The organism is Psychrobacillus sp. FSL K6-1415 (assembly GCF_038003185.1).
GTDB lineage: Bacteria > Bacillota > Bacilli > Bacillales_A > Planococcaceae > Psychrobacillus > Psychrobacillus psychrodurans.
The window spans coordinates 1,075,785-1,093,081 of sequence record NZ_JBBOOQ010000001.1 but is presented as its reverse complement, the minus strand read 5'-3'; the positions used below and the strand labels follow the sequence as shown (position 1 = coordinate 1,093,081).

At 35.5% G+C, this 17,297-nt stretch carries 18 protein-coding genes; 2 read left to right on the top strand and 16 right to left on the bottom strand.

What is annotated here, in order from left to right; translation table 11 throughout:
* Positions 1 to 17 precede the first annotated feature (17 nt).
* The 3 genes from MKY60_RS05070 to MKY60_RS05060 form a co-directional block, all read right to left on the bottom strand.
* A complete protein-coding gene (locus MKY60_RS05070; RefSeq protein WP_340928945.1) occupies positions 18 to 1,700 on the bottom strand; it encodes a methyl-accepting chemotaxis protein in 1,683 nt (560 codons plus the stop codon).
* Between the two features lie 153 nt (positions 1,701 to 1,853).
* A complete protein-coding gene (locus tag MKY60_RS05065) occupies positions 1,854 to 3,542 on the bottom strand; it encodes a methyl-accepting chemotaxis protein (protein WP_340928943.1) in 1,689 nt (562 codons plus the stop codon).
* Between the two features lie 19 nt (positions 3,543 to 3,561).
* Positions 3,562 to 4,314, bottom strand: a complete 753-nt coding sequence (locus MKY60_RS05060; RefSeq protein WP_340928941.1) for a C40 family peptidase — start codon at positions 4,312 to 4,314, stop codon at positions 3,562 to 3,564.
* Between the two features lie 504 nt (positions 4,315 to 4,818).
* Here MKY60_RS05060 and MKY60_RS05055 point away from each other — a divergent pair.
* The gene (locus tag MKY60_RS05055) at positions 4,819 to 5,157 is read left to right on the top strand and encodes an SCP2 sterol-binding domain-containing protein (protein ID WP_340928939.1); all 339 of its coding nucleotides are present in this window, start codon (positions 4,819 to 4,821) and stop codon (positions 5,155 to 5,157) included.
* Positions 5,158 to 5,251: 94 nt separating this feature from the next.
* Here MKY60_RS05055 and MKY60_RS05050 read toward each other — a convergent pair whose 3' ends face one another.
* From MKY60_RS05050 to MKY60_RS05035, 4 genes are read right to left on the bottom strand one after another with little or no spacing between them, the layout of a single operon-like run.
* Positions 5,252 to 5,602, bottom strand: coding sequence for a flagellar protein FliT (locus tag MKY60_RS05050; protein ID WP_340928937.1), 351 nt, complete (start codon positions 5,600 to 5,602; stop codon positions 5,252 to 5,254).
* Positions 5,602 to 6,000 (bottom strand): flagellar export chaperone FliS, encoded by a 399-nt coding sequence (fliS, locus tag MKY60_RS05045; RefSeq protein WP_090563347.1) that lies wholly within the window; start codon positions 5,998 to 6,000, stop codon positions 5,602 to 5,604. The genes MKY60_RS05050 and fliS overlap by 1 nt, the downstream gene beginning before the upstream one ends.
* 36 nt (positions 6,001 to 6,036) lie before the next feature.
* Entirely contained in the window at positions 6,037 to 7,527 is a 1,491-nt protein-coding gene (locus tag MKY60_RS05040; protein WP_340928935.1) for a flagellar hook-associated protein 2, read from the bottom strand.
* A gap of 18 nt (positions 7,528 to 7,545) precedes the next feature.
* Entirely contained in the window at positions 7,546 to 7,926 is a 381-nt protein-coding gene (locus tag MKY60_RS05035; RefSeq protein ID WP_340928933.1) for a flagellar protein FlaG, read from the bottom strand.
* A gap of 142 nt (positions 7,927 to 8,068) precedes the next feature.
* On the opposite strand from MKY60_RS05035, the gene MKY60_RS05030 reads away from it, so the two are divergent.
* The gene (locus MKY60_RS05030; RefSeq protein WP_340928931.1) at positions 8,069 to 8,878 is read left to right on the top strand and encodes a flagellin N-terminal helical domain-containing protein; all 810 of its coding nucleotides are present in this window, start codon (positions 8,069 to 8,071) and stop codon (positions 8,876 to 8,878) included.
* Between the two features lie 147 nt (positions 8,879 to 9,025).
* Here the strand turns inward: MKY60_RS05030 and pseC are convergent, their stop codons facing one another.
* The 9 genes from pseC to MKY60_RS04985 are packed head-to-tail and all read right to left on the bottom strand — an operon-like array spanning position 9,026 to position 17,284.
* On the bottom strand, positions 9,026 to 10,171 hold the full coding sequence (gene pseC, locus MKY60_RS05025) for a UDP-4-amino-4,6-dideoxy-N-acetyl-beta-L-altrosamine transaminase (RefSeq protein WP_340928929.1): 1,146 nt from the start codon (positions 10,169 to 10,171) through the stop codon (positions 9,026 to 9,028).
* Positions 10,172 to 10,175: 4 nt separating this feature from the next.
* Positions 10,176 to 10,982 carry a formyltransferase family protein gene (locus MKY60_RS05020; RefSeq protein ID WP_340928926.1) on the bottom strand — a complete coding sequence of 269 codons (807 nt, stop codon included), beginning with the start codon at positions 10,980 to 10,982 and terminating at the stop codon, positions 10,176 to 10,178.
* Positions 10,979 to 12,322 (bottom strand): DUF4910 domain-containing protein, encoded by a 1,344-nt coding sequence (locus MKY60_RS05015; protein ID WP_340928924.1) that lies wholly within the window; start codon positions 12,320 to 12,322, stop codon positions 10,979 to 10,981. The genes MKY60_RS05020 and MKY60_RS05015 overlap by 4 nt, the downstream gene beginning before the upstream one ends.
* Positions 12,319 to 13,365, bottom strand: a complete 1,047-nt coding sequence (pseI, locus tag MKY60_RS05010; protein WP_340928923.1) for a pseudaminic acid synthase — start codon at positions 13,363 to 13,365, stop codon at positions 12,319 to 12,321. The genes MKY60_RS05015 and pseI overlap by 4 nt, the downstream gene beginning before the upstream one ends.
* A complete protein-coding gene (gene pseG, locus MKY60_RS05005) occupies positions 13,362 to 14,348 on the bottom strand; it encodes a UDP-2,4-diacetamido-2,4,6-trideoxy-beta-L-altropyranose hydrolase (protein ID WP_340928921.1) in 987 nt (328 codons plus the stop codon). The genes pseI and pseG overlap by 4 nt, the downstream gene beginning before the upstream one ends.
* Before the next feature lies 1 nt (position 14,349).
* Positions 14,350 to 15,072 carry a glycosyltransferase family protein gene (locus MKY60_RS05000; protein WP_340931067.1) on the bottom strand — a complete coding sequence of 241 codons (723 nt, stop codon included), beginning with the start codon at positions 15,070 to 15,072 and terminating at the stop codon, positions 14,350 to 14,352.
* A 16-nt stretch (positions 15,073 to 15,088) separates the two neighbouring features.
* Complete coding sequence (locus tag MKY60_RS04995) at positions 15,089 to 15,814, bottom strand: SDR family NAD(P)-dependent oxidoreductase (protein ID WP_340928919.1); 726 nt, start codon at positions 15,812 to 15,814, stop codon at positions 15,089 to 15,091.
* Complete coding sequence (locus MKY60_RS04990; RefSeq protein WP_340928918.1) at positions 15,811 to 17,058, bottom strand: ANL family adenylate-forming protein; 1,248 nt, start codon at positions 17,056 to 17,058, stop codon at positions 15,811 to 15,813. Before MKY60_RS04990 ends, MKY60_RS04995 begins: the two co-directional genes overlap by 4 nt.
* 1 nt (position 17,059) lies before the next feature.
* Positions 17,060 to 17,284, bottom strand: coding sequence for an acyl carrier protein (locus MKY60_RS04985; RefSeq protein WP_340928916.1), 225 nt, complete (start codon positions 17,282 to 17,284; stop codon positions 17,060 to 17,062).
* Between the last annotated feature and the right edge of the window lie 13 nt (positions 17,285 to 17,297).

Genomic DNA, 17,297 nt, shown 5'->3' with positions numbered 1-17,297 from the left:
TTTAGAGTCATTGAAAATTATAGTTTAAAATGACTTACTTCATTTTGTAGTTTCTCTGCTAAATCTGCTAGAGATTGTGCATTGGAAGATATTTCTTCGTTTGCAGCTAATTGTTGTTCAGTCGCCGCACTTGTATCACTAGCCCCATCCGCAGCCTGTGTAGCAAGTGTTTGTACTTTCCCGGCACTCTCTGTAACAGAATTAGCCATTTCCTGAATTTGTCCAATTGCAGTCGACACTAGTTCTACTTTTTGAACAACATCCCCTACACTAGTTTCAATTTCATTGAATACATTTAGAGATTCTGTAGTTTTTGCAAGACCTTGCTCTACCTTATCTCCACCAGTTGTTATTGCTTTAACAGCAGATCCAGAGGCAGAGTGAATCAACTGAACCATCGACTCAATTTCAGACGCAGATTTTTTCGATTGCTCTGCAAGTTTACGAACTTCTTCTGCTACAACAGCAAATCCTTTACCGTATTCTCCAGCACGTGCTGCTTCAATTGCAGCATTTAATGCAAGAAGGTTCGTTTGTTCCGAAATATCCGTAATCAGTGATGTAATGTTTTGTATTTCGTCCGAGTGTTTAGCCATGTTTTTCATAATTTCAGTTGTTTCAGTGAACGTAGTATGAATTGTTTCCATTTGATCAGCTACTTCAGAAACAACAGAGGAACCTTTTGTTACTAGTATTTTCACGCCATCTGTTGCTTGTAGCATTTCATCATTACTATATGCGATTTCTGATACGCCTTGTTGGAGTGCTCCCATTGAACTCATGGATGACTCCATATGATTTACCTGTTGTTCACTTGCAACCATTTGCTCTTCAGCAGATTTCGCTACCATTTGAGAGGACGCAAGACTCTCTTCAGAGCTTGCAGAAAGTTCTTCTGCATTCGCCGCTAATTGCATAGAAGAATCGCGGACACTTGATACGATTTGTTGTAAATCTTTCGACATTTTGTTAAAGGTAGTCGCCATTACACCGACTTCATCTCTGTTTTTAATAATGATTGGCTCAATCGCTAAGTTACCCTTTGCAATTTCCTCAAGACCAGCTGTAACCTTTTGAATTGGTTTAGAAATGGATCTACCTATAAAGTATGATATTAAAATACCAACAACAATTGCTAATACAGTTATAATATTAAGTGCTATCGCTGTTTTATCTTCATAATCCTCTAACTCTGTTCTTGTATCTGCCATACTGTCTTCTTGAATTTTTTTTATTTCAGCTAAAATAACAAGTACACCTGCATTTAGTTCAGAAGATTTTGCTGTATACTCTTCAAATGGTTTATTTGCAGATTTTAGCTCAATAATTTTATTATTGTTTTCAAATAACTTTTCTGTTTCTGTTTGAAGATCTTTCATCAACTTAACCGATTCTGCATCAGTAGCTTTTTCAATTAAAGTTCTAGCTGCAGTCATACCTTTTTCTATCTCAGCATCAAACTTATCTACAGCATCTCTCTTACCTAACATAACAAACTCTAAAACGGCTGTTGACATGTCTTTTTGTATAACTATAATTTCCTCTACTAGATTAATTTTAGTTATATCATCATCGAGTAAATCCTTATATCTATCTGTTAATTTTGTTGTTCCACTTTGAGTAAGAATACTAGTTATTACTAATAATACTAAAACCGCACAAAAACCAAACCACATTTTCCTTGAAATCGTTAACTTCATATATATCCCCTTTTTCCTATACAACTACATTATATAAATCCAAGTAACTATACTATTATACATAAATTAAGGGTATTTGGACATATACATTTTGAATCATTTCAGCAAAATATCCTATGCCGTATTAAACGACATAGGATATAAAAACTTAAGCTATATTTTAAAGTGACTAACATTATTTTGTAACGCTTCTGCAAGATCTGCAAGTGCCTGCGCATTGGACGAAATTTCTTCATTTGCAGCAATTTGTTGCTCCGTTGCGGCACTCGTATCATTAGCACCATCTGCTGCAAGTTTTGCGAGTTTCTGTACTTCTATAGCCCCCTGAGAAACTGACTCTGCCATTGCCTGAATTTGTTCAATAGCTGCAGAAACAGATCCCACTTTGTAACCAACCTCTCCTACTGCTTCTTCAATATTTTGGAATACCGTTAAAGATTCCGTTGTTTTAGCGATGCCGGCTTCCACTTTCTTGCCGCCATCAATAATAGCACGTACAGCATCACCAGAAGCACTTTGAATCAGTTGAACCATTGAAGCTATTTCCGTCGCAGAGTTTTTAGACTGCTCTGCAAGTTTACGTACCTCATCCGCTACAACAGCAAAGCCTTTGCCATATTCACCAGCCCTAGCTGCTTCAATAGCTGCGTTTAAGGCAAGGAGATTGGTCTGTTCTGATATATCCGTTATTAAAGAAGTGACGGTTTGTATATCATTGGAATGCTTCTCCATATTTTGCATAATAGTCGTCGTATCATTAAAAGTAGAGTGGATTGTATCCATTTGTTTAGCAACTTCCGATACAACATTAGAACCTTTTTGGACTAGATTTTGTACATCATTTGCAGCATGTAACATTTCTTCGTTACTAACACTAATTTGACCGATGCCTTGGGATAGCTCTGTCAACGACTGGACCGAAGTATCCATATGCTGCACTTGTTCATCACTCGAAACCATTTGAGCTTCGGCAGATTTCGCTACCATTTGTGAGGATGCCAAACTTTCTTCTGAGCTCGCCGAAAGTTCCTCTGCATTAGCAGCAAGCTGCATAGAAGAATCCCGAACTCCAGAAACTATTTGACGCAGGTCTTTAGACATCATATTGAAGGCTGTCGCCATTTCGCCTACTTCATCTTTATTTTTAATCACTATAGGTTCTACGGTTAAGTTACCAGTTGCAATTTCTGTAAGACCTGCGGTAACACGTTTCACTGGTTTTGAAATACTTCTGCTGATAAAATACGCTAAAAGAACCCCTAGTATAACTCCCAATATAGCTAAACAGCTCATAAATATTTTAGCTGAAACCTCATAACCTGAAAGCTCTTCTCTTGTTTTATCCATATCAGCCTGTAAAAACTGCTCAATTTCGCCCAAAATGGATAGCGCATCTGTATTCAGCGTTTTCGATGTTCCAGTTAGTTTATTAACTGTTGATGTATCTTTATTTGTTTGTGCTGTTATTACATCTACATTAATAGCGGCAAACATATCATTTTTCTTATCAAACTCTGTCATCATTTCTAACGCCTCAGGGGAAAACAAATTGTTTCGCAACTCAGCAGTCAATTCAGTAGTTCTTTGCTGATGTACATCGACGTTTTGTCTTGCTGCATCAGTATTAGATACTAAATAATCCAATACTGCACTAGCAGTGTCTTTTTGCGAAATCTCAATTTCTTTCACAAGATTTACCTTAACCGCTCGATCATCCAATAAAAATTGATACTTTTCACTACTGTCGATTATCGTCATAATCGATAAAACCGACACAGTGATTAATAATACTAAAATAGCAACAAAACCAAGCCACATTTTCCTAGCAATAGTCCATTTCATGCATATTCCCCCTTGCTACTTATCTGACAGTTAACGAATTGAATCGATTGAATGAAACAAAATGTTCTTTCCAATATGAGGATTCTAAACTCGCCACTTCTACACCTTTTGACCCCGCATGGATAAATTTATTTTCTCCTAAGTAAACTCCCATATGAGAGATTCCTTGTTTATATGTATTTTCGAAAAACACCAAATCCCCTATAACCGGGACCGCCACATTAGCAGTTTGTGTAAAATAACTATCGCTACTTTGTCTTGTAATATCCAACCCTGCCTGCGAATGAATAAAATAAATAAAACCACTACAGTCAAATCCAGCCATCGTATTACCAGCGTATAAATATGGAATGCCCTCTAAATGTTTTGCAAAATCTACTATAAAAGAGTATATAGCTTGTCCTTCAGTTGATAATTTCATTGCTTGCACAGCATACGGAGCAATAATTAGTTGTTCATCTTTCACCTGAACAGGCGGAACTACCGTTTCCTGTTTAGGCTTTGTAGTCTCTATTGTTTTTGGGTTATTAGAGACTACATTTGTTGTTGTTTTAGTAGCAACTGTTGTTTTTTTCACGATCAATTTCTGTTTAACGTAAATACTATCTTTCTTTAGTTTATTCCACGTTCGAAGGTCATTAACCGCTACTTTATTTATCTTAGCTATTTTTGTTAATGTGTCCCCTTTTTTAACTTCATATAAGGTATTGGCACTAGCAGATGATGCAAATGTCACTAATAAAACCGTTACTATAAGCACTTTCTTGAACATAAAGACCCTCCTTCTATTTAACTATTAACTTCATCATACCATTTCTATTAAATAATCACATTATAATTTTTATTAAATTAAGTCAATTTCATAATGAAGTAATTAGTAGTGAAATCTAAACAAAGTTGATTTCCACTCCAGGCGGACGCTTTCCGCGGGCACGGCTTCAATCTCCTCGTCACTACGAAAACATATGCTCCTGCGGTTACTCGTCGCAAAGACATTGGTCAAACAAAGTTCGGCCAATGTCTTTCCTGCGGGGCTTTCAGCTCGCGCTGTTCCCGCTGGAGTCGCCACCTTACGCTCCAATCAGCGAAGTACACATAAAATAAGCGGATGGATAATTGAATATAATATCACATTAGTATTCTTTTTTTATATTGAAATTAGTAATTATGAAATCGACCAATTTCCCAGGAAATATTAGCTCGTCAATAAGAGGGAAATATGAGAAAATAAATACATGAATGAATATTCACTCACAAATTAGGAGGATGAGTACAAATGAATGAAACATGGCAATTAATTGAAACTACTATGAATGAGAACCCAACACCAATTCAAAACGAAAGTGTACGTTATGAATTCAACTTAACAGGAGATAATCCAAGTGTGAAACAGCTAATCTTAGCAAGTGGAACTGCAGAGGTAACAGATGATACTTCAACAAAAGCAGATTGCAAGTTAACATTGAGCTCGAAAGACTTTATGAAACTACTAGTGGGTGATTTGAATAGCACTACTGCATTTATGTTTGGGAAGTTGAAAGTCGATGGGAGTATTGGGCTGGCGTTGAAGTTGGAGGGGTTGTTGAAGGAATATAAGTTTGAAATTAAAAATTGATGCAATGCACAAATACTATGGAATTAGGTAATGAAATAATTAGTACAAGCATAATAAAACACCGACTTTCATTGATTCGAAAGTCGGTGTATTGTTATTTTTTATTATCGAAATACATACCATCTAAAGTTTGTGTAGCTGCATAAGGGTTTGTGTATGAGGTTTCATGTCGTTTCTTCTGTTGAAGATCTTTAAGGTCTCCTTTTACGACATTCATCACTTTTTCCAATCGCTCATTTATACCTTTATCTAACTCCAGTAAATGATTGTACGAAGCATGTGTAGAAATAGTAGTTTCATCTAATCTCTTGATTGCCTCTTCTCGAGCATCTAGTAAAACATTTATCTGATCGATAAACTCTGTTCGTTCATCATCAGACGGAATTGTAGCTAAATGGGAGAATAAGTCTTCAGATGCGGCTAAAAATTGTTCTACCTCGCCCATTATGCTTGATCTCCAGTAAATTGTTTTTGACGATTTAACTGAATGACCTGTTTCCAAGTGTCCCTAAACTCTAATGTATAACTTTCTACTTCCTCAATAGCTTGTAAATCATTCTTTAAATTGGCCTCAATTAAACGGTGATTCATGTATTCATACATTTGCATCATTGACTTTGAAATTTCAACATTCATATTTAAGGTCACCATAAGCTCTTGAATAATTTTTTGTGCCTTCTGCAAATTAACGTTTTTTTCTTGAATATTTTGTTCAGTAATTGCAACTTTTGCTTTTCCTAAAAACTTTAAGCATCCATTATAAAGCATTAACGTCAATTCCCCTGGTGAAGCAGTACTAACACTATTATTTTTATATGCTTGGTGAACCGATTGTGCAGACAATATGATACAACTCCTTTAATTTAACTCTTTTTAAAATCAGTTTGCTCCAAATTGTGATAAATACGACGACTGAGAGTTAGCTTTATTAATTGCCGACTCCATAGCAGTAAATTGTTTCCAATAACGCGCCTCAACATCCTCTAAACGACGTTGAAATTTTGAAATCCTTTCATTCATATCAATTAAGCTTTTGCCCAATGTATATTGTTGATCCGTTACAGTAGCTTTACCCGCCTTCGCTTCTATACTTTTAGTAAAATCAGAAATAGATGCACGTAAACGCTTCACTATACCCCGTGTATCTTCTACTGCCGTTTTTTCTCCTGGATTGGTAATTGTTTTTACAACTTGATCAGGATTTTCAGTTAATGCCTTACGTAGCTTCTCTTCATCTATAACTAACTTACCTCCATCAGAGTATGCACTCGATGTGGTAATTCCTATCTCGGCTAAAGTATCTATAATATTAGATTCGTTACCAACACGACCATAGATAGAATTTCGCATACCTGATAATCCATTACTTACAATCGAATCGCTTCTTAATAAACCACTTTTTGCTTTTTCATCCCAAAGTTTCTGCTCTTCTTCCGACATATCTTTTCGTTGTTCATCCGTTAACGGAGGAAAATCTCTATATTTCTTTTCCTTTAATTGTCCATTCATACCACTTATTACATCGTTATATTTTTCTACGAATTCTTTTACTTTATCCACCATTGCATCTACATCAGTAGTAGAAGTAAGAGTAGTGTTTGTTGTAGATGTAGCTTTTAGTGTAAAAGTCATTCCGAGTTCTGTAAAAGTATTTGAATTTCTTTCAATTTCAGCTCCGTTTAATGTTAGCTTTGCATTCTTACCATTATCGGCTAGTGCATTACTAGTAAAACCAAATGCAGTTTGGAAAAAGGTACTTCCATCAGTGACTTCGATTTCACCGCCCGCTTTATTCTCCCCAGATGCTTTAGCACTTAATGACATCTGACCTGTTTTTTCATCATAAAAAGCTGATACTCCAGCGTTTGATCCATTAATTTTTGTAACCACATCTGATATTTTATCAGTCGCTTTGAAGTTAAAAGATGTTTCTTTCATAGTCCCATCTGCTTGCAATACATTTAATTTTACTGTTTGATCAGCTACTCCTAAATCAGCCATTGTTGTAGTTTTCGATCGTTTAGATGCATCAGCAATTGTACCCACTCCATAAGCTGCAGAAGCCAACTGATCAATTTTATTGATAGTTACATTACCTTCTGATTTACCAGTTGCTGTTACCGCACCCTCATTAGAGCTAGCAACCTTCTTCATATTAAAGCTACTTGATAATAAGAAGTTATCACTTAAATAATCATCAAATGCTTTTAGTTTCGTATTTACCGCACGATACGAATCACGTTGCCACTCAGTTGTTGTTTTCTTTTGTGTTAATTTATCTAATGGTATACGTTCCGCCTTCATTAATTTCTCTACGATACTGTCGATATCCATTCCTGAAGCTAGTCCACCAATTCTTATACCTGCCATTTCAATTACCTCCTAGGTTTAAATCTTTTCGTCTACAATCATTCCTAAAAATTTCTGCATAGTGTAGAATGCATCTAATAGTTTACGAGGTGGTACTTCCCGAATAACTTCATCTGTTTCCGCATCTACCACTTCTACATAATAGCGGTCTAAACCGTCATGCATGACAAATTTAGAACTACGATTTTGTACTGTCATAAACTCATTCAATGCATCTACCGCTTTTTTTACTTTTTCTTTTGGTATAGAATCTTTTTCATTTGCTTGTTGTTCAGCTTGCATTAGTTGTTTTAAAGAACTTTCTGTATCATTGACTTTCGTCGTTTTCTCTACTGCCTTTGGTATTGATAGAGAAGCTATTGCAAGATCCTTTGTTTGTGCCTGTGCAGATATACGCATACTCGGCTTTCCTCCCATGCTCACTACATTCTTATATATATTATCGGCACTAAATTAGAAAATTTCAGTTTCTAGCAAAATTTTCATATAATATGCCGATAATAACTTTGTAAATAAAATATTACACATGGAGGTGAATTGAATGAAAATACAAAATCAGGCAGGGATCGCCTTTTCTACAAACAGATATCAAAAAAACCAAACCTCTATTACGAAAACGTTAGAAAAACTTTCAGGTGGAGATAAGTTAACACGTGCTGCTGATAACGCATCAGGTCTATCAATTTCAGAAACGATGCGTGGACAAATTAGAGGGCTTTCTCGTGCTCAGCTTAATATGCAAGATGGCCTCTCTGTTCTTGAAACAACTGATGCTGGGCTTCAACATGTAAGCAGCGTACTACAGCGCGTCCGAGAACTAGCTGTGCAATCGTCCACTGACACAATGACCGAAGAAGACCGTGGGGTAGCTCAAGCAGAGCTTGATCAGCTTCTGCAATCAATTGACGACACTGCTGATAAGATGGAGTTTAATACTCAAAATATATTAGGTGATGTACGACCGCTTTACATACATGTAGGTGCCAATACAGGTCAAACTCTTCGCATCGATACAGTAAACGTTAGTACCGCTTCTCTTGGACTAGAAATTGCTAAACTATCCACAAGAGAAGAAGCTGAAGATTTAATAACAAAAGTGGATAATGCCCAATCAATTATTTCAAAACATCTAACAAATACCGGATCTGATTATGAGTCTTTAACACATCATAAAGACAACGTATCGAATATAGAGATTAGTCTTCAAAAATCAGAATCTTTAATCCGAGATCCAGAAATGGCACTTGAAATGATGGACTTCGTTAAGCAAGGTATTCGTCAAAAAGGCGATGAAATGCTTATAAAACAAACGAATGAAAATGTTAGTGATGTATTAAGACTATTTACTTAAATGAACATAAAAAACCAGACAATTTAGTAACAAATAATTGTCTGGTTTTTAAATGTGTATAACTTTCCTTAGGCAAAGAGAATAAGAGAATATCTTTTTTTATCAATATGTTTCTTTTTATTTATGTATTGTTCAGTTCAAATAAACTTACTTAATAACTGCCTGTAGGACCTTAACGACATCCGCTACATCTTCATTTGTCATTTTCGGAAAAATAGGCAGAGTTAGTGCTTGCTCGTACCATTCCTCTGCTTTGGGACAAATGCCTTTTTTGTATCCTAAGTCTTTATAATATGGATGCCAATATACAGGGATATAATGTACATGTACCCCAATATTTTGAGCTCTTATTTCTTCAAATATTTTTTTACGAGATTTTGTTAATACCTCATTATCTAACTGAATGGAATATAAATGCCAACCGGCATCAGTATTTGTAAATTGAAATGGGGTTATTACTCCAGGTATATCCTTTAATAATTCTTCATATAGTGCAGCAATCTCTCTTCTACGTTCGATAAAACTATCTATCTTTTTCATTTGTGATATACCAAGGGCAGCTTGTAGGTCTGTCATACGATAGTTATACCCTAATCCTATCATCTCATAATACCATTCACCCTGTTCCAAAGAATATGGTGTTGTACTAATGCCATGACTTCTAAATAGTTTTAATTTCTCATAATACTCTTCAGAATTAGTTGTGATGACTCCACCTTCTGCTGTTGTGACTGGTTTAACTGGGTGAAAACTAAACATCGTCATATGAGCTTGGGTACCAACCTTATGTCCTTTGTAGTCAGCCCCTAAAGAATGTGCCCCATCTTCAATAACAATCAAATTGTACTTATTTGCAATTTCCATAATAATGTCCATTTCTGCAGGTTGCCCTGTAAAATCTACTGGAATAATTGCTTTCGTCTTCTTAGTTATTTTTCGCTCAATCTCAGTTGGATCAATATTGTAAGTTTTTGAATCTATGTCCGCAAATACTACTGTCCCCCCCATATAACGTACACAATTTGCACTTGCTGCAAATGTTATGGGTGTTGTAATAACTTCATCACCTTCACTAATACCAGCAGCAAAACATGCTCCATGAAGCGCTGCAGTGCCATTTGCAAAAGCTACAGCATACTTTGCCCCTACATAATCAGCGACCGATTTTTCAAACTGTGCAATATTGGGACCTGTAGTTAAATAAGGTGATTTTAATATGTCAACGACTGCTTGTATATCATCTTCATTAATCCATTGTTGGCCATATGGTAAAATTCTATCTCTTTTGTCCATGTAATTATTCTCCTTTACTAAAAGCAGAAACTAACGGAGGATCAATTTTAGTAAGTTTCCCATCTAAAAATTGGTCAACTATATCATTATTATAAGTATTATATACAAACCTTAAATGTTGAGGCATCCAGTCGGTCCCTATCCATAGCTTTCCATTTCCCTTTTGAGGTATATAATTAATTTCTTCCAGCTTTAGTGTGGTTATAATTTTAGTAAGATCATTTGCTACTTGTATTACCGCTTTGCATGCAACGTCATGTAACCCATCACCATATGCCAGCTGTGGAACCGAATGGTGTACAATTTCTCCTGCATCTAGTCGGGATGATAATCTATGTATAGTCATTCCCGCCCAATTTGGTCTTAGCATATAAAACGGCCAAAATAGTGTGGTATTTCCTTTATACCAAGGGGATAACCCACCATGAATATTCCACGCATTTCCACCTAAAGCTTCTAGTAGTTCATCACTTAATTTATGAACTCCATAACTTATGGCCAAATCGAATTGTTGACTTTTTACCCATTCAATCGTTTCTGCGCTGTTTAACTGTTGCATTGTTACATCTAGTGTAGGCAATTCAACTGAAACCATGTCATTACCTTCAAAATGTCGATACTCTGCATCGTCACGATCCTTAAAATGGCTGATAAAGTTTACACGGTCTACAGATTCTAATTCAGCAGGTGGTTGAGGCAAAAATTCTTCTCTCTTTTCCATCAAATGGGCCATTACAAAACCTGTTTTCACTAGTTCATTGACTAAAAATAAATGTCTTGGATGAGAACCTGTTAATAATAATATTTTCATTTTAGAATTTCTCCTTTTTTAAAAAAAGGTCCTTCTAGTAAACTATGCTTCTCTAAAACATCAATTGAAATTGCATAATCCTCTAAGGAATAACCTAAGGTTTTCGCTAAATCTGTTAATCGGTGTTCCCCATCCGAGTAATTAAGTAAAGTTAGAATTTGGTTTAGCTGCTGTCTATTATCGAGTACTTTATTACTTGAGCGTCCTCTTAGAGCTGGTGCATTAATATCTGGATATAAATCATATTTTCCAAGCTTTGGTTCTCCAAAAGGTTTTTTATTGATATAATAACCATTTAGCTCTTGAAGCTTTAGAATATATTCAATTTCATTTAAACTATCTAGTAATGCTTCAATTGTCATCATTTCTTTCGTATCTAATGAATTATGATAACCTGCATACGCACCGTATATCATTTTAGAAAATTGACCAACTGGTAAATTAAATCCAGGTGAGCAATATTGCCTCTCATCAGATCCATAAAGTGGGGTAAATGGACGAATTTGAAATTCTTTTTTGTCATTGTTCACTAGATGATCCATTAGTTCATTTAATGGTGCATTCTGATTTCGTGATTTTTTAAAGCTAATCGGCTTGTCCTTACCACCTAGACATGTTAGTACAGCACCGGAATATAACTTTTCTTTCAGTTCTTCTCCATGTTGATGAAGATACGTAACAGCTCCAATTGTTTCAGGAATAAAAACAAAGCGATATGTAAATTCACGATTCTTCCATTTCTTTATTCTGTTATATAAAAATGTAGCTACAATTGGCCCACTCAATTCATTATTCGCCATAGAGGGATGACATATATATGTACTAATTAAAATCTCTTTCTCCGACTTTCCAGGTAAAATAGCATGGGCATAATTAAGTTCTCCATCAATCTTTTCACTATCAATAAAAACATGATAATTCCCTTCTACTAAACTATCCAATTGATTTTGAGACATGCAAAATCCCCATCTCTCCTTATAATAAGAAATTACATAAGGGATAGCTTCTGGCAAGGTAGGAATCGTATGAATATTTGTTTTCATTTCATCTAGTGAAAGCACAGTATTAACAGGTTCACTATAATTTACAATATGTAGATTAGAGTTTTTCATATTAATAATTTCATTACCATGCTCATCCTTGATCCACGCTTCACGAATAATCCACTCTTTTGGTATTTCCCAGTCAAACACTTCTGTACCGGTCTGTACCCCATGCATTGTAAGAGGTATATACTTTCCTAAAATCTCAATGGTTTCTCGTACACCATCACCAGTAATGCTCCGACATATCGGAAAGAGTCTATCAAACAATTCATCCATTTCGCTTAATTCGTTCATATTAATAACTCCCAACTCAAAGGAGTTCCCTTTTTCACATCATGTTTAATCGTTTTTCCAAGAACTATATCAAAATACTTGGTCGACAAACCAAGTCCAGGTCGCACGTTACGAAGATTTGCAGTAGTTAATATTTCGCCAGACTTCATATCTTCTCCAATGTAAAGTGAACGACGATGTTTAAGAGATGGTTTTTCAGCTTCAGTTGGTCCATATTGTATATGCCCTAAGCTTTGCCAAGCACGCTCTGTTTCCTCTACAAGCATTTTTAGCTCATGTGGCTCCATCGAGAAAGATGAATCTACGCCGCCTTCAGCACGGGAAATAGTAAAATGCTTTTCAATAACTGTTGCACCAAGCGTCACCGCAGCAACTGGTACACCAACACCCATCGTATGATCAGACAGCCCGATTTCAGTATTAAAAAGCTCTCGCATATGTGCTATAGTAGCCAAATTGGAGTTTGCTGGGGTAGCAGGGTATGTACTTGTACATTTTAATAGTATAATTTGGTCATTTCCTTCATGTAGAGCAGCACGAACTGCTTCATCAAGCTCAGCCGCAGTTGCCATCCCAGTTGAAATAATCATTGGCTTACCCGTTCGCGCTACTTTTTTGATAAGAGGAATATCCACATTTTCAAATGATGCAATTTTATATGCTGGTACATCTAATGTTTCTAAAAAATCAACAGCAGTCTCATCAAACGGAGAACTAAAGGCTAATAAACCAAGCTCTTTTGCACGATTAAAAATTGCTTCATGCCATTCCCACGGCGTGTACGCTTCTTTATATAAATTATAAAGAGACTGCCCTTTCCACAAATTCTGATCGGAAGATATAAAAAATTCTTCAGTGTGCACTTCTAGTGTTATTGTGTCCGGTGTGTATGTCTGCAATTTCAATGCATCGACTCCTGCTTCAGCAGCAAGCTCTACTAAATGCAATGCACGCTCTAGTGATTGATTATGATTTCCTGACATCTCTGCAATAATGAAAGGCTTTGTATGGCGACCTATTTCTTTGTTTCCAATTTGTATCATATTATCATCTCCAATATTTCTTGTAGCCATGGATTAGGCTGTCCAACGCCCTCCGTTAACTTTAGACCTCTATCACTTATCTTCATTAAGTTAGTAGATTCTTTCGAAAGTTTATTTAATAAATCAACATATGAAAAAACTGTAACTTCTTCGTACCAACCAATATTTATTACGGCACCTAATGTGGCAGCATATTCCGTTGTAATTCGCTGATTTTCCGCAACCATTGTACTAGAAGAAGGCAGGCCCACATAACAGCGTTCCCAAGTTGTACTACCTCCAGCACCTATTGAAAAATCGACTTGTAACATGAGTTCTGCCATATAATCAATTTGACAATGGAAGTGAAAACCACGCTGTTCACAAGTCATTTGAATTTGTTCCTTATTTATATTACCGTCTCCAGCAACTACGTGTATATTATTAAAGGTTACTTTTGTTTTTTGAAGTGCCGCTAAAATTTTTATTGTTTCATTCGTTGGATCGGTTCCACCCATAAATATAAGTAAATTCTCAACTTTTCCTGTCCTAGTAGGCATATTTTGTCGGGCTTTTATAAACTCATCACGCATAATCAAATAACAAGGCCCAAGTATTTTCTTACACTGAACAGGAACAAGTCCATTATAGCGTTTTTCAAATTGTGGCACGACATTTTGATCTAGCAGTAAATCACAGTCATGCTTACGATTTGCTAAATCGTCTATTACCATTATATTTTTGGTATAAGCACGTAACTTTTGCTCCCAAACTTCATCGATACTATAGTGATCAATAATATATAAATCCGCATACTCCAATAAAGCCACATTTTTAAAACCTTGATTTTCCACAAAGTCAATTAAATTTCCCGGAAGTTCTTTCATCATAAATCGTACATCTACACCATGCTTCGTCAGTTGATGAGCAATTGTCAAACAACGCATTACATGACCACTACCGATTTTTGTTGATGCATCTGTACGAATAATTACTTTTTTCATATTAATTCACCGGCTTTTGTTCAATATGCGCATTCAGTTTCGCCAATTGTGGATTACTTCTCAAAAAATTAATTACTTCAACACTTGAAATAAGTGGATCGTTGAAGTGCTCTGCTACCGCTTGAATTAGTGCATAATCATCATCTGTATCAAGTGTAATTCGAAACTCAGGTGCTTGACGATTATCTGGAACTTTATATGTTATTCCTTTAAACTGGTCTGCAAATTCATAAGCATAATACGTCACATGCTCACGATGACGAGATTCATGTCCTGCTTCATCTATTTTTAGTAAAGATGCATAAGAAATTAACTCTACTGCTAATCCCCGTGGTAATTTTCCTTCTAATAGCACAATATCTTTAGGATTATTCCCCAGTAAAGTAACTATTTCAGATGCCATTTCATAGTCTACAAATGGGCAATCCGATGTTACTCGCATCACATAATCAGGCTCATATTGTTTCACACACTCTACATAACGTGACAACACGTCGTCTTCGGAGCCGCGAAAACAAGTAACGTTATGCTCATCACACCATTCTTCAATTACATCATCTTGTGGCAATGTAGATGTTGCAACAATTACCTGTTCGACACCAACTATTTGCTTACAACGGCATGTCACATAAGTCAGCACATCTAAATGTCCAAGGGGCTTTAAAATTTTCTCAGGAAGCCTAGTTGAGCCAATTCTAGCCTGTATAATAGCAATTATTTTCAAGTAATCACAACCAATCTTATATTGTTCCATTATCTACGTGTACCACTGTTCCAGTAATAGACTTTGCTTTATCCGAAAGTAGAAAAAGAACAGTGCTCGCTACACTTTCAATATCTGTTTCTTTTTTCAAAGAAGTTCTTTGATAAATTCGATTTTTTTGTTCACCCGTTAATGTTGAACTAATAGATGTTTCCATAAATCCCGGCACTACACAATTAGAACGGATTCCTTTGCTTCCCCATTCTCTAGCAGTATTTTTAGAGAATGCTTCCATTGCACCCTTTGTTGCTGCATACATGCTTAAACCTTTGTATCCTGTATGCGCACTAATGGATGATATATGGACAATCGAACCTTGCGTTTTATGCAATATCATATCTCTGATTGCATATTTGGATAAATGCATTGCGGAAAAAACATTTACTTGGAACATCATCTCTAGCTCATCAATATTTAAATTAGAAATAATATCGTCATATGCCATCGCTGAATTATTAACAAGTCCATAAATAGGACCTATTTTGCGAATCTTATCCCGATATAACTGTTTTACACCTTCTACATTTGCTAAATCATAAGATAAAGCTCTAAAACGATCAGGGTATTTTACAAGAAGTTCATCTGCCGACTCTTCGCTTGTTCGACTAATTCCAATTACGCCGAAATCCGTTTCATTTAGTATTTGATAAGCAATTTCTCTCCCGACTCCTCTTGAATCCCCAGTCACAATAATCCACTTCATTTTCTGACCTTCTTTCCAGTTCTTGTACTAGGAAGTTCATCTACAAACTTAATAATTCGAGGAACTTTCCACTCTTGTAGATGAGCAGCTGCATATTTTTTTATAGCTATCTTTAACTCTTTTCCGTCTATTTTACTATCTTTCACAACATCAGCTACAAGTAGTTCACCAGTAACGCTATTCTTTTTAGATTTCACAAGAATATCGTTAACACCTGGTAATTGAATTAGTAAGTCCTCCACTTCAAATGGATTCACTTTATATCCCCCAACATTAATCATATCCGATTGGCGTGACAAAAATTTAAAATGATTTTGATCGACCATTTCGACTAAATCACCTGTATGAAACCATTCATTCTTTTCTTGTACATGAAGTGAAACTCCAAGCAAGGAATAATGAATGCATAATTCATTTTCCGCAGAAATCTTGATCAGTTGTTGATATTCCGCTTTAATCTCAAATTCATCGCCCTTGGCAGCGAATAAACTTCCAGCTTCTGTCGATGCATACACGTTTGTCATTTTTGCATTTGGAAAAATACTATTCAATTTCATTACTAATGCGGCATCAAATTTTTCTCCACCAAATGTTACTCTTTTAATTATAGAATATATATCGTCTTGGAGATAAGGAAGAACATTTCTATAGAATGTTGATGTCGCTGAAATATTCGTCACTTGATATTTTTTTATTAAAGTCGGTATATTTTTCAATGACTCACCGAAAATATAAATCAACGTATTTTGGTTGAGTAATGCTTGAAAAAACACTTGTAATCCCGCCATATGAGTAGGATTATATGCAAAGGCCCATACATCATTTTCAAGTTTATTATGTTTTTTTACGTTTCTTGTGAACGAATGAAAAGTGTGACTTACTTTTTTAGGACGACCAGTCGTACCTGATGTATATAAAGTTAAATGCCATTCTTCTATTGCTTGAATCTGTTGTATAACCTCGTCAAAATGTAAGAAATGACTACTTTCTGTAATCTTACTTGTCATTAATACATTCCCAACATTAAGACCTAATTCGTTAATCTCCTTTTCAGAAAAATCTCCGTCTAATATTTCGATAGGATAATCATATAATAAACTATGAATAATCGATAAAAAGATTTCATATGGATTGTTATCTTGGACATATATATAAGTGGAATAGATTTCCTTATTATTTAAATCATCTAGTAGATTTTCATACGTGTAAATGATATCGTTATGTACTAAAAAAGTTTGTTTCATATTATTTACCATTTATTTTAATCAAAATATCACCTATTGTTTGAATAATTCCATCCTCAAAAATATCAATATCGAACTCATCTTCTAAACGAACTGTTAGTTCCGCCAACATAAGCGAATCCAATTCTAAATCATCTCTCAAATCCATAGAAGGTTCCAATTTCTCAATAGTGTTTTTTCCAGCTTCTTCTCTCATTTCATTTACTATATCTAACAACTCTTGCATTACTATCTCTCCC